Genomic DNA, 16939 nt, shown 5'->3' with positions numbered 1-16939 from the left:
GTTCGACGGTGGCATCGAGCCCCTCCAGCCGCCTCGCCATCCGGGTGGGGAGGATCTGCCGCAGCTTCAGCAGTGCCGACAGTGCTGCCGGGTCGACACCCAGTGCCGCTCCGTGTGGAGCTTCCCTGAGCGCCACGGCTACGGCGAACACCTCGTCGTCGTCCAGGTTCAGCGGCGGCATGCGGTTGCCCGCGCCGAAGCGGTAGCCGCCACCCGGCCCCGGTACGGACTCCACGCCGTAGCCGAGCTCACGCAGCTTGTCGACGTCCCGGCGCACCGTGCGCTCGGTGACGTCCAAATGCCTCGCGAGTTCCGTGTTGGACCAGGTGGGCCTGCTCGACAGCAGGGACACCAGCCGAAGCAGCCGGGCAGAGGTTGCGATCATGAGAAGAACGTATTCGGGTGCCACGGCGGGCGTGGTACCGGGCGGATCGAGGACGGCGAGCCATGTCCCGACGTCACATCCAGCCCGCACGCCGCTCCCGTCACGCACACGGTAGCCGGTGCTGCCGTCCTGGCCACCGCCCGCCGACCGCAGGCACCGCGTATTTCGCTCGGTGTGCTGCCGAATGTCGAGCGGGCGGGAGCCGGAACCGTTGGAGGCGGACCGTGACCTGGTGAAGGCGCTGGTCGAGAGCCAGCCAGTGGCGGTCGAGGCGGAGCACCTGTCGGCGGCGGTAGTGACGAAGCGGGCGGCTCCCGAGAACCGGCCGAGTCGGAGCTTTTGGGTTCCCGGTGGCGGGCCAGGCCCGTCACGGCGAGCACCGGCATCCGGCCGCGCTGGACGATCTCCAGCCAGAGCTGGGTGGGACTTGCCGCCGCCCTGTGCGGCTACGGACGATTCGTCCCGTCACCACGTGGGGCGCGGCCTTATAACCGTATGACGTTCTTCCCCGACGTAACACCTCGGGTGTCGAGCAGCAGCCGCGCGCTCCTCGACAGGCCCTCCCAGTCGTACGCTCGGTGTGCCTGAAGCAGAACCGTTACGTCGGCCTCCGCGGCTTCCTGCTCGGTGTCCGCCACGCTGTGCAGCAGCCGCCCGCCCACACGCCACTCCGGGACGAACGGGTCGTGGTAGGAGAGATGGGCCCCCAACGCGAGGAGTCGTTCGGCGACGACCAGGCTCGGTGACTCCCGCTCGTCGGCGACATCGGCCTTGTAGGTCACCCCGAGCAGCAGCACTTTCGAACCGCGCACACTGCGCCCGTCCTCGTTCAGGAGTCGCATGATGCGGTCCACGACGAAGGGAGGCATCCTGTCGTTGATCTCCTGTGCGAGTTCCACGAATCGAAACGGATACCCGAGGGAACGCACCCGGTAGGAGAGATAGTTGGGATCGATGGGGATGCAGTGGCCACCCACCCCGGGGCCCGGCCGAAATGCCTGGAAACCGAACGGCTTGGTCGAGGCGGCGTCGATGGCCTCCCACAAGTCGATGCCAAGCTCGTGGCAGAACACGGACATCTCGTTGACCAGTGCGATGTTGACCTGGCGGTAGGTGTTCTCCAGAAGCTTGGACATCTCCGCCACCGCCGGTGAACTGACGGGCACAACGCGGTCGACGAACCTGCTGTAGAACCGCGTAGCCGCCTGGCAACACCGCCCCGTGACACCACCAACGATCTTGGGGGTGTTCCGCAAGCCGAATTGTGCGTTGCCCGGATCGATGCGCTCGGGCGAGAAAGCGAGGTGGAAGTCGCGACCCGCACGGCGACCGCCCCGTTCCAGCAGGGGACGCAGCACTTCTTCTGTGGTACCCGGATACGTTGTCGACTCAAGTACGACGAGCGTATCCCGGCTCAGATGCTCCTCTATCGTCATGGCGGCGCGGCGTACCGCATCGAGATCGGGGACCGACTGACGTAGCGGTGTGGGAACGCAGATCAAGACTGTATCGGCTCGGCCGATGCAGTCGGAGCCAGTAGTGGGTTCGAAGCCCAGCTCGAGGGCGTGAGCGACTTGGGCGTCGGAGATGTCGTCCACATGGCTGAAGCCGGCCAGGAGGCTGTCGACCCGGGCGGTGTTCGAGTCCAGGCCGTACACCTTGATGCCGGCCTCGGCGGCCTCCACGGCAAGGGGCAGCCCGACGTAGCCGAGACCTATGACGACAAGACAATGGTCCTGCATGTGTGTTCCTTAGAGCAAAGAGGGACTGGGACAGCGGTTCCGGCCTCGCGGAGCCGTATGAGGGTGATCAGCTCTTTCGACGCCCGGCTTCCGTCAGCCCTCCGACTTCGCGTGAGAACTGCGGTCTGCCATCGGCCAGGGAGCTGACGACGAAGGGACTGTCAGGCGTCCGGCACCTCACCGTGGTTCGTCGACGGGTCAGATCGTCGAGTGGCCACTGCCACGGAGAACGGCCCCGTCCGGTCCGTCATCGACGCGGGCAGGAGAGTGCGCCGGCCGGCGGCGATGAACGTCGTCGACGTGATGCCGTGGCAAGCGCGGAGCGACAACGCCCGGGCGGACACGGAAGAACTCATCGGGGCGATGGCCGACAGCCGCGCCGCGCCGGACTGGTGGAGCTGAGTACGTGTCCCGCTCCGCTGCTGCCGACCGTCGGCCGGTCGGCCATCTCCCTGTCCGGGCGGACAGTCAGCCTGGTGGCGGGAGTGTTCGCCGGAGCAGCCGAGAGCGGCGCGAACGACGCTGCCACGAACGTCGGCACGGCGTTCGTACACCGGGGAATTCGGCCGGTGCGGCTCAAGGAACTGGTTGTCGAGCCGGGGATGCTCCCCCCGCGCCGCCCTGAACTCACCACCGGCCGAGTTCGTTTCATCAGCAGTTCGCGGAACCTGCTCAGCGGCGCTCTCCGCCACCGGCCGTCCGTCCCCGGGGTCCGCGGCCCTGGAACGTCCCACCACCGACGCGACCAGTCCAGGGGCTGAGAGTGCCAACAGGCGTCGAAGGGCTTGAACCACCGCTCGATCGGCCCAGGAGCACTCCTGGGTGACCAACCGGAGGTTCGGCTCTCTCCCAGCCGCCCACAGGCGGCGTGACCGGAGCATGTAGAGCCCTTCCTTGCCGCCTCGGGGCCGGTGCCGTCACCTTGACGGGGAAAAGATCCCGGTGATCGTGGTAACAGAATTCAGGCGGACACCCAGCCGAGTTCAGCAGCCAGCACATGCGGGACTGCAACACCCTGCTCGCGAGCCACCTCGGCGTGGGTGAGCTCGTACTGCTCCGGCAGGTAGGGGTGCGGTGGCGTTCCTGCGTAGCCCTCATGCACCGCATTCGCAATCACGTCTATCAAACCTGTCGTGTCCGTCGCACCGAACAACTGTGAATCGAAACCGACGAACAGCTGTGAGCACCCCATTGGAAGCTCTACCTGATGTCGTTGGCGGTTGACGAGCGGACTCGCGGTTGCACCGGCCAGCACACCGGCCAAGATTTCAATGATGAGCAGGACACCCAGCCCTTTATATCCACCGAAAACGGGCACCGAGCCCCCGTTGTCCAGGTCTTCGGGGTTTGTACTGGGCTGACCGATTGCGTCGAGCAGCCAGGTGGAAGGCACTTTCTCACCACGCAAGGCCGCGGAGCGGATCTTTCCGCAGGCGACTGTTCCTGCCGCAAAGTCTATTATGAAGGGCTTGCCGTCCGAACGGGGAACGATCAGGCACATTGCGTCGTTTCCCAGCGTCGCGTAATGCGCGCCGGGCGCGGACACACTGGGTCCCGATACATTCAGGATCAGGCCAATGACTCCACTGTCGGTGAAACATTTCCGATAGGCGGCCAGCATCCCGATGTGGTTGTTGTCGCGCACCCCCACTGCGGCCAGCCCCTGTTCGGCTGCAGCGGAAGCGCATCGACTTGCCGCCAACTCGGCTGCGAGCTGACCAAAAGCCCCGTTGCCTCGCACGAGTCCCACGCTTCCGGAAACAGAAGTCCACGTCGGGCACGCCTGGGCATCAATTCCCCCGCGCCGGGCGCGCTCAAGATAAATAGGGAGCATTGCGACACCGTGTGACGGATGCCCACGCAACTCCGCGTCGACCAGCACGCGAGCCACAACTGCCGCCGTCGAGGTGGGAGTTCCCACAGTTCGGAGAGTCCCCTCGGTCAGGTCGGTGAGTTCCGTCTCGCGGATATACAAGGCACTTCCGTGGGCCATGGCCCCCCCTACATAGAACACGATACGCAGAAAAGAAGCGCTTGGGACAAGAGAGGGACGCAATGAAAGTAACAACATGTCGAGGGTGTCAATGAGACCACCCAAGATTGGCCAGAAACGGCCCATCCGAACATCACCCCTGGGCTTGATCGCCTCTTGTCACGGTCTCGGCCGAAGGCTATGTTGGGCCGGTGTTACACAGTTGGCGATGCAGTGCATATGGCCAATCAGCGGAGGTTCAGCTGTGCGGCCAACCGTTGCACGGCGCGAACTGATTCGTGTACACGAACCTTGGGTGAAGGAGGTGAATGAATATGGGTATCGACGTCAAGGAGGCCTGGTAAAGCCGATCAGCAGAAATCGGGGCCAGGGTTCCCTGAACCCTGGACCCGATGACGTATCCCTCCCACCCCAAGGAAAGGCATTGCGGACGTAAGATGATTCCTCACAAGTGGTGGCACAGTCAGGCTTTGCGCGAAGCGCGGGCCGTGGGGGATGGGTGGCGGATCTTTCTGGATGTGTACAACGCTGCCGCCCGGGACCCGGCAGCGCTTCAGGAGATCCGCGCCGAACGTCTGGCTCAATCCTTGGAGCGGGCTGCGCAGACCGAATTCTATGCTCCGCTGCTCCAGGGCAAGGACCTCTCGATTCAAGCGGCAGCGCAAACCCTGGCAACGCTTCCAGCGCTCAGTAAGTCCGTCGTGCGGGGTTCGCCGAAGTCGTTCCTGACGGGCCTGGTTCACGAGGTGGATGAACTGCGCGTCCAAACCTCCGGGACTTCGGGCGAGCCGATGAAGATCGTCCACGACGACTCGCTCCTCACCGAGGCGGCAGCGGCCGGCCTTCGCATGCTGGAAGCGTACGGATTGGCTCCGGGCTACAGGCTTCTCCGATTCACTTCTGATCCGCGGCACAAGCTGGTCGATTTCGGCGCGAGTCCATACAACGGCGCTTCCGTTGTCGTGACGGTCAACATTTCTAAGATCGACCGTGAGACATGTGAATACGTGAACCGTATCTGTGAGGACTTCCGACCTCATGCCGTTTGGGGGCAGCCCATGGAGGTCCTCCTCGCGATGCTTCGTCAGCGAGAAGGCCTGCTCCGACTGCCGAAGCCGATGCGAGTGCTCACCCATGGGGACACACTGGACCCGCAGGCGCGAAAGGCGATCTCAGCATCGTTCGGCGCGCCGCACAGTGACTTGTATGGCCTTCAGGAGTTCGGACGAGTTGCCTGGGAATGCCCGGACTCAATAGGAACGTACCATGTCGAGGAGGAGCGTATCCGTGTTGACGTCGCACAGGATGGTCACCTCCTCATCACCGGTTTGGTGAACAAGGCGACGGCTTTTCTGCGTTATCAGCCCGGTGACTGTGCAGAAATTCTGCGCGGTACGTGTCCCTGTGGCCGGCCACACGCGCGGCTGACGAAGCTGGAGGGGCGGCAGCGTGGGCTCGTCGTCGACGCTCAGGGGCAGTTTGTGAGTGTCAAGCCTCTCCGCTTGGCACTGGAAGCCATGCCGCTCGATCGCTGGCAGGTGCAACAGGACGTGCCCGGCGAACTGCTCGTACGTGTCGCTCCCAGCGACATGGCTGCCGGTGAGCGAATGGCCGGTGACCTTTCGGACATCCTGGGCAAGGTCGTCGCCATGAAACAGCTGACCGTGGAGACCGTCGAGCTGGGCGAACTGGCAGCTGGCGGTGAAAAAGCCCCGCACTTCCGTCTTCTGGTGACGCAAGAATCGATGAGTGGATCTACATCGAGCGGCACGGGGCTGTGGTAGGGGTTCGGGCTGCGACACAAAACCTCACGTCCCGGCACAGAGAGATAATCCCCCCTCCCGGGCCTGGACGGCGCTTGATTCTGGGGTCACTCTGGGATTCGGTGGGCACTGGCCTGTGGCTGCCGGTCAGCATTCTCTACTTCGTCAACGAAGCCGGTCTGCCGCCCGGCCAGGTTGCTCTCGGAATGTCGATAGCAGGAATCATTGGCCTGTTCGGAAGCGTGCTGAGCAGTTGGCCGATCAAGCGCTGGGGACCACGCCGGATGCTCATCCTGTTCAGCGCATCCCAAGCTGCCCTCACTCTTACATACGCGACCGTAGATTCGTTTGCCGAATATCTACCTGTTGCGATTGCGTCCATGTTTGCCGCGCGCTCCGGACGGGTATGCCGCAACGTGCTCATCGGGACTTTGACGGAGAGCGAGCAGCGAATTCGTGTACGGGCGCTGACTCGAGGCGCCGGCAATACCGGAGTCGCCATGGGTACGGCGACGGCAGGCCTACTGTTACAGTCGCAGGCAGATTCGGCATATCTGATATTGCTATGCGGGAACGCTCTGTCGTTCTTCGCCACAACGATGGCAGCGTGGGGGGTGCAGCGAGACACACGAGGTCAGTTCGTACAGTCCAGAACTGAAGCCAGGAAAACCAGAGTGATTGGGGATCGACCCTTTCTTTTCATCACCCTGATTACCACTGTCTTGGGTGTGCACGACGCGATACTGGTCATCGCATTGCCTCTTTGGATTACTTCGAACACTGAAGCACCGGAAGCCCTGATGGCCGTATTGCTTCTCATTAATACAGTGATGTGTGTCACCCTGCAGTTGCGTGCCAGTCGAGATACGGAATCCCTGACGGGTGGGGCTCGTGTGCTGCGTTGGAGCGGGCTGACAATTGGGATTTCCTGTCTTGTCTACTGGAGTTCAATGCTGGGAGGGCCGGTTGCGGCTGTTGTTCTGCTTCTTGTCGCGGTAACGATTCACACGTGCGGCGAGCTGTGGTTCCAAGCTGGCAGTTGGGGAATCTTCTACTCGCTGGCGCCGCCCAAACGACTGCCCGATTACCAGGCGATCTTCAGCTTGGTGAACGTTGGAAGTGACGTGCTGGGGCCCGTAGCAGTGACCATGCTCATCACTGGTTGGGGCCCACCGGGGTGGGGTGTACTCGCTGCGGTTTTCATCGCTGCTTCAATCACCTACCCGCCCTTGGCGCGATGGGCGGAAAAAGTCCGGGTCGACTCGCCGACACCGACGGAGGACGGGGAGAACGAGGGTCGATGCAGAGCAGGCCGGGTAGCTCCTGAGGGGAGGCCGTAAAGGGTGAAAGGATTCCAGTAAAGGGTGAAAGGATTCCAGTGGATCATGATTGGCGCCTCCACTACGGCGCGTATCCGATTCGAGGCCGCATGAAGCGCCGGCCGGTCGAAGCCCCTGCGCCGTACATAAACGGGATTTCCGACGAGCATCAGCCCGCGACGGGCAGTGCCGCCTGCTGGCCGCTTGTCCTGTACTTCCACCATGTCCATCCTGATATCCACCACTACACTGCCCTCACCCCTCAGGAATTCGAACGCGGCCTGAAACGTGTCCTGGAAGAATTCGACGCATACCTTCCGTCCGACCTGATCGCCGAGGATGGGCCACACAGGCCGGACCGCCCCACCGTCTTGATCACCTTCGACGATGGCTACCGTGACACCGTCACATATGCCCGTCCCATCCTCGACCGACTGGGCATACGGGCCGTGTTCTTTGTCTGCACCGGTCTGGTGGGGCGGCGCAGCCGGCAGCCGCGACAGGATTATCTGACGTACGCGGAGTGTGACCTCCTGGCGGCCGACGGGCACCTGATCGCTGCGCACACCCGTACCCACCCTCATCTTGACGAGATGCCGGCGAACGAAGCCCGGGAAGAAGCTCTCGGCTCGCTTGCTGACATCGACAGCCGGTACGGATCGGGGCCGACACGGTTGTTCGCCTATCCCTACGGGAGTATTCCCGGGGTTCCCGGCTTGCTGCCGAGCGATGTCCTGGGCTTCGGGACGGTGCGCTCACCGGCCGAGCCGTGGCCGGCAAGCCCGCATGCCATCCGGCGCACCTATCTGCCTTCCGGAGGGGCCGGCGCCTGGGACGGACTCGTCGATCACTGGCGGACGCAGTGGAGCTCCACCGCGGCTGCGGCTCGTCCTGGCTGCCCCCCGAAGGCGGCAGCGGGTGCGGGAACGGCATGGCCTGACGCGTGAGACACCTGCCGGCACGGCCGGACATCGCAACAACCAGAGAGAAGCAAGCATGAGCACTGAGCAGAGCAAAGCTGAGCAGAACACGCCCGCCTACTCCTTCGGCGGTCTCCACCACGTGCAGCTCGCCATTCCGCCGGGCGCCGAGGAGCTGTGTCGCCAGTTCTGGGGGGAGGTCCTGGGCATGACCGAGCTGGAGAAGCCACCGGTGCTCGCCGCTCGCGGCGGTTGTTGGTTCCGCGGTGACGGCTTGGAGGTCCACTTGGGGGTGGAAAAGGAATTCGGGCCGGCCCGCAAGGCTCATCCAGGCATCCTCGTCCGCTCCCTGAACGGCCTCGCCAAGCGTCTGGAGGAACGCGGCCACGAGGTGACCTGGGACGACAGCTTCCCGGGCTACGACCGCTTCTACGCGTCCGACAAACTCGGCAATCGGCTCGAGTTCATGGAGCGCAGCTCCTCCTGAGGCGCTCAGCCCGCCCGGACCGGCCCACCCGAACTTCGGCACTCCGATAGGAGCCAGCAATGACCGACGAAGCGAGCAGGCCGGCCACCCTCCGCGTGGTCGACCTGATCGTAGCCACAGGACCAAAAGGGGCCGAGGACATCATGATCGCGGGACTGACGGTCCAAGTGGCAGCCGGCGAGACCGTCGTGGTGCAAGCGGACGACCGGGCCTCGGCTGAGGCTTTGATCCAGGTTCTGGCCGGACGACGGCGAGCCCAGTACGGCGTCATCGCCGTGGGTGACCGCGGTCGCCCACGGCCGGTCGCACCAGCACCGCCCAAAGGTGTGACGATCGTTCGGCCGGAGCAGCCCCTGCCCGCCATGGGCAGCCGGTCGGCTGTGGTCGTCGACGCCACCCGTGCCGGGACCGGCCTTGCCGACGCCGCGTGGGCCGAGTCGGTTCGCGCCCTCGCCCGCGACGGCGGCGGCGTGCTCATCGTGACCACGGCCGCGTACCCGGCCCACGCGGCGCATCGGGTCATTCACCTCAACCGGCCGCCACAGCCATCCGCCAGGGTCGAAGTGCAGCGATCACTCTCCGGCGGAGACGCCTGATGAGCATCGGAGTCGGGATCGTCGGCTTCGGAGCCGCGGGGCGCCAGCACGTGACTGCCCTCGAGGGTCTCGACGAGGCTCACGTTGCAGCCGTGCTCGAACAGGACACGGCAATCGATACCGGGCATCTGCCCAGAGTCAGTTCCTGGCAGGAGCTGCTGTCGGACCAGCACATCGCACTGGTTGCACTGTGCTTGCCGCCCGGCGGCCGGGCCGAACTCGCCGTGCAGGCCCTCGACGCGGGCAAGGCCGTCCTGTTGGAGAAGCCCCCCGCCGTGTCTGTGACCGAGATCGACCGGATAGCAGCTGCCGCACGGCGGGCAGGCATGCCAGTCGGAGTGATGCTTCAGCACCGTATGCGGTTACCCGCCACCACCTCATCAGCGAAATGGGCGCTTCCGGCGGTCACCGCGGTACTGGAGGTGGCCCGGTTCCGCCCACCCGCTCACTTCCGCGGCGCCGGCTGGCGTAGTGACCCCGCCTCGGCCCTCGGTGGCATTGCGGCGCACCTGGGAGTGCACTACCTCGACCTCGCCTGCCAACTACTCGGCCGACCCCGCGCCGTACGGCTCGCCCCCGCCCGAGAGCTCGCCCCCGGCATCGACACCCGGGTCACCGGTCACATCGAATTCCGGAGCGGCGCCACCCTCGCCTTCACCATGACCGCAGAGTCGCCGGCGCGGAGCGAACGACTTCAGCTCTTCGCCCCCGAAGGAAGTCTCTCTGTCGTCGACGGCACGGTGACCACACAGGTCGGCGAAACAGAACATGTCGTACCCGCCCGGCCCACGGCCGAACTGCGGCGCCGGGTCTACCAGGAGATGGCTGACGCCGTAGCCACCGGACAGTCCCCCCCGCGCTGCCACCTGGAAGGGGCCCGCCCCATCACCGAGATCCTGAGTACCATCGCCCAGAGAACGAAGTTCGAGGCATGACGGCACCCGTACCCGTGCCCCGGGTGGGAATCTCCTCGGGCTCCGCTCCTGACCACGGTGCCGCCGAACTGGCCGCACTCACATTGTCCTGCGGCGGCAGTGTCGTGGACGTCCGAGCCGGCAAGGGCCACGCCTGGGAAGGCTCCGGCGGCCTGGCCACGCTGCGAGCCGCAGGGGCTGACGTGAGTTTCGTCGGCGTGGGAACCGTACTTGGCGACCCCGCTCACCCCGCTGACGGCTGTTCCTCCCTTCCATGGCTGGAACCAGGTCTGCCCGTGAAGGTGTTCGCGGCCGAGGGCTGTACGGCCCCCGGGCGGCTCGACCTGACGCTGGCCCAGATCCGGGCATTGACGGCCCGCGTCGGCGCGAGCCACCTCGTCCTGATCGAGACCCACCACGGATACGCGCCGGTCGACGAACTCGCCGCGCTGTGCGAGCGTGCCGGAACCGGCATTCTGCTGGACACCATGGGCCTCGCCCGCATCGCGCCGGACCCCGTGTCGGCAGCCGCCCGGCTGTCCCCCATGACTGCGTTCGTCCAGGTGAAGGGATTCGCCTGGGAGCACCCCGCCACTTCACGGCACCTACCGCTCGACTCCTGCGCCGAGTCCACCCGTGAGGTGCTCGCGGCTGCGGGGCCGCTTCGCGCGATCACCGTCGAGTCGAAGGCACCCTCACTCGCCGAAGACATCACGCTCCTCCTGGAGTGGTACGCCACCGACGTCCCCGCCGTCGGTGAAAAGAGCTCTCCATGAGACTTGCCGTCATCAATGACGAGGTGTCCCAGGACATCGATGTGGCCGCAGCCGAGGCAGCCCGACTGGGCTTCGGCGGGCTGGAGATCCGGTCCTCCGGCGAGGTGCCGCCGCATCTGATGAGCGACGCACAGCTGATCGCTGTTCGCGACGCCGTGGTGGGACGGGGAATGCACATCGTTGGCTTCGACCCGCCCGCCCTCAAGTGCCGCCTGCCCCGCACCGACGCCGAGGTCGCGGCTGTGCGCGCCCTGCTGGTGGAGGCGGTCCGGCAGGCCGAGCTGCTCGGCGCGCCATTCGTCCGCGTCTTCACGTTCTACCGCGAAGGCCCGCCGAACCCGCGTGGCGCGGCGGCTGTCGCAAGGGAGGTCCTGGACGGAGTGCCGACCGATCGGGTGCCGCTGCTCGTGGAGACGGGCATGCGCACCAACAGCCCCACCATGCGCCATACTCTCGAGTTCCTGGATCACCTCGGTGACGACCGGCTCGGCGTCTTGTGGGACCCGGGCAACAGCGTCTTCAGCGGCTGGGATCCCGCTCCCTTCCCGCAGGACTACGCACTCGGCCGCGAACGCATTCGCCACGTCCATGTGAAGGATCCAGCCGGACGTACGGCCTACGTCCGGCTGGGTGACGGCTGCCTGCCGTGGCCGGCGATCCTCGGCCGGCTCGGAGATGACGGGTACAAGGGCTGGGTGTCCCTCGAGACGCACTGGAGGGTCGGGCGCGTCCTGACCCAGCAGCAACGTGACGAACCGTGGGGCGAGAGCTTCACCGCCGGTGGTTTCGAGGCCAGTTCGATCTGCATGCGGCTGCTGCGCGACATGGCTGAGACGGCTGACGCTGTGCGGGCTCCGGGCGCCGATGCGACAGATGCCAACACAGGCATGGCGGAGGCGGGGAGTTGAGCCCTTCACCCGTGTTCTTGCTCGGCGGCCAACGCTGCGGCACCACCGCCTTCGCGCACGCACTGAACCTGGCCTTCCACGACGCCGGCGGCCATTTCACCGTCAACGGCAAGCTGCCTTACCTGCTGAGCCGCTGGCTGACCCCCCAGGACCTGTCCGACCGTCATCTGCGCGCCGACGAGATCCTTCACGCTCTCGACCGCCGCCCGCCGGACGGCGTCGGCGTCGACCGCTGGCGGGCCCGGGTAGAGGAAAGCCTGCGCACCGCCGCACGCGAGGTGGCCGAAGGCTCCGCAGGGGACGACGCCACGGCGTTGGCACGGCGCATTCTCGCCCAGAGCAACCTGGACCTGCCCTGCTGGGGGGACAAGTACAACGAGTATCTGCTACATCTGCCGTGGCTGAACGCCGCGCTCCCCGATGCGCGGTACGTGATGCTCGTACGGCATCCGCTCGAAGCCGCACGGTCCATGCTGCGGTGGACCGGTGACCGGCCGTGGTTACCGGTGACCGAGGAGTCCGCACTCGCCAAGTGGGCCGCGTGGAACCGTCACTGGCTGGACTTCGCGCCGGCCATTCCGGCCGACCGTCGGCTGGTGATCGAGTACCAGGCGTTGTGCCAGGGGGAGGAGAGCCGCCGCCTGGAGGAGTTCACGGGGGTGGATCTTCGGGCCCATCTCTCCGGGCTCACTCCGCGCGCTCCTGTCGCCGGCCTCGATGCCGGCCTCCCACCCGCCGCAGCCGCGGTATGGCAGGCCTTGCGGCAGGCGTCCCACCCCGACGACGCGGCACCTGCCTCCGACCTCTCGACCACCCACCAGGGGTGACCTGCGTGCCGGCCCGGCCATGTCGTCATGTGACACGCCCGCGACGGCCGTGCCTCCTGGACCCACGCCCTTAAGGAGTACGGAAGTGCTTACAGGTACGCCCGCTCTGAACCGGAAGCGATCCAAACGAGTCTCCGTGGTGATCGCCACCCGGAATCGGCCGACCGATGCCCACCAGGTGCTGAGCGCGATTACCGGCTACGACTTCGGCGTACACGAGGTCCTGTTCGTCGACGACGCGTCCGAAAATCCCCTGCGTATCAACGCGACCTGTCCCTTCCCGGTCCGGATACTGCGCAACGAGACCCGGCGCGGCCCGGCAGCGAGCCGCAACCTGGCGGCGCAGAAGGCGACGGGGAACATCTTGGCGTTTCTGGACGACGACGCCCGTCCCCTGCCCGACTGGTTCTCCGTCCTTGATACCGCGCTGAGCAACAACCGTGCCGCGATCACGGGTCGGGTTCTGCCGTTCGACAGCAGTGTGGTGGCCCGCGCTCGCCAATATCGGTATGAAGTGCGCTACGCGCAGTACGCACCGAACAGTCCGGTAACCTTTTTCGCCGGCGGTAACTCGGCTGTCTGGACCGAACTGTTCCTGGCCGCCGGAGGTTTTCCTGACATTGTCACCGCCAGCGACAACGCGTTCGTCGAAAGGTTGACCCAGTCGGAAGGTCAGGTATTTTTTGTTCCCGACCTCCGCGTGGCGCACCGTAACAGCAAGGGAGTCGGTGTCGCGTTCCGCGAGGCTTGGCGGGCAGGCCGTCTGGCGCAGCACAGTACGCCTGCTGCCGCACTTCCCCGCTTCGCTGCCACCGCGAGAATTCAACCATGGTCATACGATCCCATGCCTGCCGCCCTGAATCTCAGTCTCCAGACGGCCAACTCGCTGGCTACGATACTTCCCTCCAGGGAGTCGCAGAGCCAATGACGAGGAATTTCAGAGATGGGTGAACCCTCACCAGATCCGCACGCGGTCCTGAGGGTCCAGCCATAGGCCATCACCCTCGCGCGTACCAAATTCATCGTGGAACTCGCTGAGATTGCGGACAACGTTTGCCCGCAATTCAGGTGGAGAGTGCGGATCAACGGCAAGGCGTCGCCGCTCTTCTTTCTCATGGCGCTTGGTGCGCCAACAAAGGGCCCAATGCAGGAATAGTCTCCGCGAACCGGTGATGCCACCCTTCTGCGGTGGCGTCTCGTCGCCGAGCGCCATGAGGTACGCCCTGTGGGCGATGGCGATTCCACCGAGATCGCCGATGTTCTCCCCGACAGTGAGCTCGCCGTTGACAAATTCACCCGGAAGATTCCTTGGCGAAAGCCGACCAAACTGCTCGATCAAAGCGCTCGTTTTCTCTTCGAAAGCGATCCTGTCTTCCGCCGTCCACCAATCGTTCAGGTTTCCCCTACCGTCATACTTCGCACCTTGATCGTCGAAGGCATGGCCAATTTCGTGAGCGATCACCGCACCGATTCCGCCATAATTTTCTGCCAGGTCGGCCTCGAGAGAGAAGAAAGGCCTCTGCAGAACTGCCGCCGGAAAACAGATTTCATTTGCGCCCGGATCGTAGTAGGCGTTCACCTTCTGCGGCAACATGAACCACTCGTCACGGTCGACTCGTGATCCGATTTTCGCCAGCTTTCGATCTACCTTCCAAGCCGCTACCGCGTGAGCGTTTTCGAGGAGCTCACCGTATTCCACCGAAAGCTTTCCATAATTTATAAAATCATTTGGATGGCCTATTTTTATGCGCAGTTCATCAAGTTTTTCGTGAGCTCGCCCCTTCGTCGTGTCAGTCATCCACTCCAGTTCATCGATCGAAACCCTGTACGCCCTGATGACGGTGGAGACCAATGCCTCCACCGAAGCCAGGGAACCAGGCGGAAAGTAACGCATGACATACTCTCTACCAACAGCCTCGCCCATGGCCCGCTGCACGAACTGCACAGCCCGCTTGTGACGATCCGGCAGCTCCTGAGTGCCGTTTACCGCGCGCTCGTGGAATTCGAAATCGTTCTTTACGAACTCATCCGCGAGATATGGAGCGCAGGCTTGCAGCACCCGGCACAGCAGCCAACTGCGCCATTTCTCCACCGGCGCACCGGTCATCAGCGACGACACGTGAGCGAGATAGGAGGGCTGCCGTACGCAGACCTCGGAGATAGTCTCACTCGAACAGCCGAGCCCGACGGTGTACCGGTGCCAGTCGAATGACGGGGCCAATGTCTTCAGTTCGTCCAGACCGACCAGATTGTAGGTACTGTGCGCGTTTCGAGCCGCAGCGCGTGACCAATGCCCCTCGGCTATCTTCACATCAATCGCCAGCGCACTCTCTGCCGCAGCTAAGGGACCGTCAATCCGAGCAAGTGTGAACAAGTCGACCAGATGCGCGACATACCTTTCCCTGATGCCGGCAAACCTGTCTTCAAGATAGTACGTGCTGTCGGGGAGACTGAGCCCGCCCTGGCATATGTTGAACAGGTAGCGTTGAGAATTTCGGTCGTCGACATTCACATAAGTGCCGAACAGCCCCGAACCGCCGATCCTCTCAAGGCGACCGAGGAACTCCGAGAGATCTGAATTATCGCGCAGCTTCCAAATATCCCGGATCAGGGGCAGCACCGGGGAGAGGCCGAGAGTGTCAATTTTCTGCTCGCCCATGAAAGATGTGTACAGGGCGGCGATCTTTCGTGCGTCCTCGATGTGAGTTGCGTTAGTCCAGTCTGCTGAAATCTTCTGGATGATCGCGCCAACACTCTTCTCGGTACTCTCGATCAAGTATGGGACGGTGCCCCAACTCGATCGGTCTGCGGGGATCTCCTCCTGGCTGTGCCACAGATTATTGACGTGACCGTACAGGTCATCTTGCGGGCGGATGAAATGATTCATTAACGCAAGCTTTCCAGTCGACACACGGGGTTCCCTGTCGCCGTTCGCAGAAGCTCAGTAAAGGATCGCACCCAGTTCTCGATGACCGTATGAGTGAACGGTATGCGCGCGGGGTCCTCGAAAGTGACAGTGACGGGGCCCCGGGACGACAACGCTCGGGTGGCGGCGCCGACGCCGAACAGCGAAGACTCGCAACACCATCACGGCACGGCACCGGCACCGGATGCCGTACCCGTGATCTCGCAGGAGAACAGGCTCGGCGCGATCAGCAATTGCCGTAAACGGGTACGGCATGCGTGGACGCGAGTGCATGAAAGCGACCGCACGCCCTCCACTACGCCCCCTCGGTAGTAGAGCGACTCATCGACCGGCCACGAACCTGCCTGATCATAACCAGTGCCGCAGCCAGGCAGGGTTGCTTTTCGGACTGGCGGCTGCGCTTCGCCGGCTTCACGGGGTGCGACTACGTAGCCGTGCTCAAGCCGTGATCGCACGTGTCGGTTCCGGGCGCCGACCGGGTTTCGATGACGACCTGAGCAGCGATCCGCTCGCACCGCTGCGCTGCCTCGACTGCGTCTGAGCCCTCCGCCAGCGCGTACCCGGATCTGTCGTCCGATTCCCTTACCGTCTCGACACGATCACCTACGGCGACATCGAGGTGGACCGTTGCGGTGCCGTCAGCGAGTTCCGGAGCTTGGGGGACGCTGATTCGCCGGATGACACCGGGCGATGGGGCCAGAAAGCGAACTGCTGCTCCTCGTCGCGGAGTTGACGGGATGGGGGGCATCGGCAGCCCGAGTGCGCACTGCACGGTGAGCATGACCAGGTCCACCCCGTATGCGCGGTGTACCAGCTCCCGGATCTTGTCTCCGCCGATTCGGTTGTGCGACTCGACAATGCGCGGGCCACGGGCGGTGAGTCTGATCTCGGTGTGCGACGGCCCATCACGTAAGCCGACCGCATCCAGGAACTTATGCACGAGCACGCAAACGTCGTTCCGCAGAGCATCGCCCACAGAAGCAGGTACGGTGTGCCCGAGTTCCACGAAACTGGAAGAAACGAGTTTTTCTGTAAGAGCGACGACGGTGTGACGTCCCGAGCGGGAGAATGCCTCGGCGCTGATCTCAGGCCCGTCCAAGTACTCCTCGGCGAGGGCGTCCTCGCCGCCGGCTCTGACGAATCGATGCCATGCCGATCCGGCGTCGTCCGGCTCCGGGACCACGAAGACGGCATGGCTACCCGTACCCGTGGCCGGCTTCAGAATGACCGGACCCCCGACTTCGCGGCAAAATCTACCCAAGTCGGTTTCCGAGCCCACTGGCGCAGCCCGCACGGAGCTTATCCCCCGCGCATTGAGCAGCTCCCTCATCCGCCTCTTGTCCTGCAACACCTGAACCGTACCCAGTGGTACCCCGGGTACCC

General features: G+C 64.4%; 16 protein-coding genes. 11 read left to right on the top strand and 5 right to left on the bottom strand.

Annotation, left to right across the window (positions count from 1 at the left end):
- Together ABZ441_RS12380 and ABZ441_RS12375 are read right to left on the bottom strand one after the other, a co-directional pair.
- Positions 1-385, bottom strand: a 385-nt coding sequence (locus tag ABZ441_RS12380) for an HTH domain-containing protein (RefSeq protein ID WP_358971598.1), incomplete at its 3' end; no start/stop codon positions are given.
- A 485-nt stretch (positions 386-870) separates the two neighbouring features.
- Entirely contained in the window at positions 871-2127 is a 1257-nt protein-coding gene (locus tag ABZ441_RS12375) for a nucleotide sugar dehydrogenase (protein ID WP_358971595.1), read from the bottom strand.
- Positions 2128-2337: 210 nt separating this feature from the next.
- On the opposite strand from ABZ441_RS12375, the gene ABZ441_RS12370 reads away from it, so the two are divergent.
- Positions 2338-2529 (top strand): hypothetical protein, encoded by a 192-nt coding sequence (locus ABZ441_RS12370; RefSeq protein ID WP_358971592.1) that lies wholly within the window; start codon positions 2338-2340, stop codon positions 2527-2529.
- Positions 2530-3088: 559 nt separating this feature from the next.
- On the opposite strand, the gene ABZ441_RS12365 is transcribed toward ABZ441_RS12370, so the two are convergent.
- Positions 3089-4246, bottom strand: a complete 1158-nt coding sequence (locus ABZ441_RS12365) for an Ldh family oxidoreductase (protein ID WP_358971589.1) — start codon at positions 4244-4246, stop codon at positions 3089-3091.
- 266 nt (positions 4247-4512) lie between these two features.
- Here ABZ441_RS12365 and ABZ441_RS12360 point away from each other — a divergent pair, with 266 nt between their 5' ends.
- From ABZ441_RS12360 to ABZ441_RS12315, 10 genes are all read left to right on the top strand, one after another.
- Entirely contained in the window at positions 4513-5904 is a 1392-nt protein-coding gene (locus tag ABZ441_RS12360; RefSeq protein ID WP_358971588.1) for a hypothetical protein, read from the top strand.
- A 101-nt stretch (positions 5905-6005) separates the two neighbouring features.
- The gene (locus tag ABZ441_RS12355; protein ID WP_358971585.1) at positions 6006-7223 is read left to right on the top strand and encodes an MFS transporter; all 1218 of its coding nucleotides are present in this window, start codon (positions 6006-6008) and stop codon (positions 7221-7223) included.
- Positions 7224-7261: 38 nt separating this feature from the next.
- Positions 7262-8149 carry a polysaccharide deacetylase family protein gene (locus ABZ441_RS12350; protein WP_358971583.1) on the top strand — a complete coding sequence of 296 codons (888 nt, stop codon included), beginning with the start codon at positions 7262-7264 and terminating at the stop codon, positions 8147-8149.
- A 49-nt stretch (positions 8150-8198) separates the two neighbouring features.
- A complete protein-coding gene (locus ABZ441_RS12345) occupies positions 8199-8609 on the top strand; it encodes a glyoxalase (protein ID WP_358971580.1) in 411 nt (136 codons plus the stop codon).
- Positions 8610-8668: 59 nt separating this feature from the next.
- Positions 8669-9205 (top strand): hypothetical protein, encoded by a 537-nt coding sequence (locus ABZ441_RS12340; RefSeq protein ID WP_358971578.1) that lies wholly within the window; start codon positions 8669-8671, stop codon positions 9203-9205.
- Entirely contained in the window at positions 9205-10140 is a 936-nt protein-coding gene (locus ABZ441_RS12335; RefSeq protein WP_358971575.1) for a Gfo/Idh/MocA family oxidoreductase, read from the top strand. The genes ABZ441_RS12340 and ABZ441_RS12335 overlap by 1 nt, the downstream gene beginning before the upstream one ends.
- The gene (locus ABZ441_RS12330; protein WP_358971572.1) at positions 10137-10895 is read left to right on the top strand and encodes a hypothetical protein; all 759 of its coding nucleotides are present in this window, start codon (positions 10137-10139) and stop codon (positions 10893-10895) included. Before ABZ441_RS12335 ends, ABZ441_RS12330 begins: the two co-directional genes overlap by 4 nt.
- Positions 10892-11803, top strand: coding sequence for a sugar phosphate isomerase/epimerase family protein (locus ABZ441_RS12325; RefSeq protein WP_358971569.1), 912 nt, complete (start codon positions 10892-10894; stop codon positions 11801-11803). Before ABZ441_RS12330 ends, ABZ441_RS12325 begins: the two co-directional genes overlap by 4 nt.
- Positions 11800-12630 carry a sulfotransferase gene (locus ABZ441_RS12320; protein WP_358971566.1) on the top strand — a complete coding sequence of 277 codons (831 nt, stop codon included), beginning with the start codon at positions 11800-11802 and terminating at the stop codon, positions 12628-12630. Before ABZ441_RS12325 ends, ABZ441_RS12320 begins: the two co-directional genes overlap by 4 nt.
- A gap of 136 nt (positions 12631-12766) precedes the next feature.
- Positions 12767-13558: a glycosyltransferase family 2 protein gene (locus tag ABZ441_RS12315; RefSeq protein WP_358971563.1), complete on the top strand. Its 792-nt coding sequence runs from the start codon at positions 12767-12769 to the stop codon at positions 13556-13558.
- Positions 13559-13585: 27 nt separating this feature from the next.
- On the opposite strand, the gene ABZ441_RS12310 is transcribed toward ABZ441_RS12315, so the two are convergent.
- Both ABZ441_RS12310 and ABZ441_RS12305 read right to left on the bottom strand, forming a co-directional pair.
- Positions 13586-15541 carry a M13-type metalloendopeptidase gene (locus ABZ441_RS12310; protein WP_358971561.1) on the bottom strand — a complete coding sequence of 652 codons (1956 nt, stop codon included), beginning with the start codon at positions 15539-15541 and terminating at the stop codon, positions 13586-13588.
- A gap of 439 nt (positions 15542-15980) precedes the next feature.
- The gene (locus ABZ441_RS12305) at positions 15981-16907 is read right to left on the bottom strand and encodes an ATP-grasp domain-containing protein (protein ID WP_358971616.1); all 927 of its coding nucleotides are present in this window, start codon (positions 16905-16907) and stop codon (positions 15981-15983) included.
- Between the last annotated feature and the right edge of the window lie 32 nt (positions 16908-16939).

The organism is Streptomyces sp. NPDC005752 (genome assembly GCF_040630715.1).
Taxonomy (GTDB): Bacteria; Actinomycetota; Actinomycetes; order Streptomycetales; family Streptomycetaceae; genus Streptomyces.
Note: the sequence above shows the minus strand (reverse complement) of the source record. Positions and strands in the feature narration are given on the sequence as shown.

What these genes read in the sequence shown, in the direction of transcription:
- ABZ441_RS12335 (WP_358971575.1), top strand. Translation starts at nt 9,205, where the DNA reads ATGAGCATCGGAGTCGGGATCGTCGGCTTCGGAGCCGCGGGGCGCCAG.
- ABZ441_RS12325 (WP_358971569.1), top strand. Translation starts at nt 10,892, where the DNA reads ATGAGACTTGCCGTCATCAATGACGAGGTGTCCCAGGACATCGATGTG.
- ABZ441_RS12365 (WP_358971589.1), bottom strand. Translation starts at nt 4,246, where the DNA reads ATGGGCCGTTTCTGGCCAATCTTGGGTGGTCTCATTGACACCCTCGAC.
- ABZ441_RS12375 (WP_358971595.1), bottom strand. Translation starts at nt 2,127, where the DNA reads ATGCAGGACCATTGTCTTGTCGTCATAGGTCTCGGCTACGTCGGGCTG.
- ABZ441_RS12360 (WP_358971588.1), top strand. Translation starts at nt 4,513, where the DNA reads ATGACGTATCCCTCCCACCCCAAGGAAAGGCATTGCGGACGTAAGATG.
- ABZ441_RS12330 (WP_358971572.1), top strand. Translation starts at nt 10,137, where the DNA reads ATGACGGCACCCGTACCCGTGCCCCGGGTGGGAATCTCCTCGGGCTCC.
- ABZ441_RS12345 (WP_358971580.1), top strand. Translation starts at nt 8,199, where the DNA reads ATGAGCACTGAGCAGAGCAAAGCTGAGCAGAACACGCCCGCCTACTCC.
- ABZ441_RS12340 (WP_358971578.1), top strand. Translation starts at nt 8,669, where the DNA reads ATGACCGACGAAGCGAGCAGGCCGGCCACCCTCCGCGTGGTCGACCTG.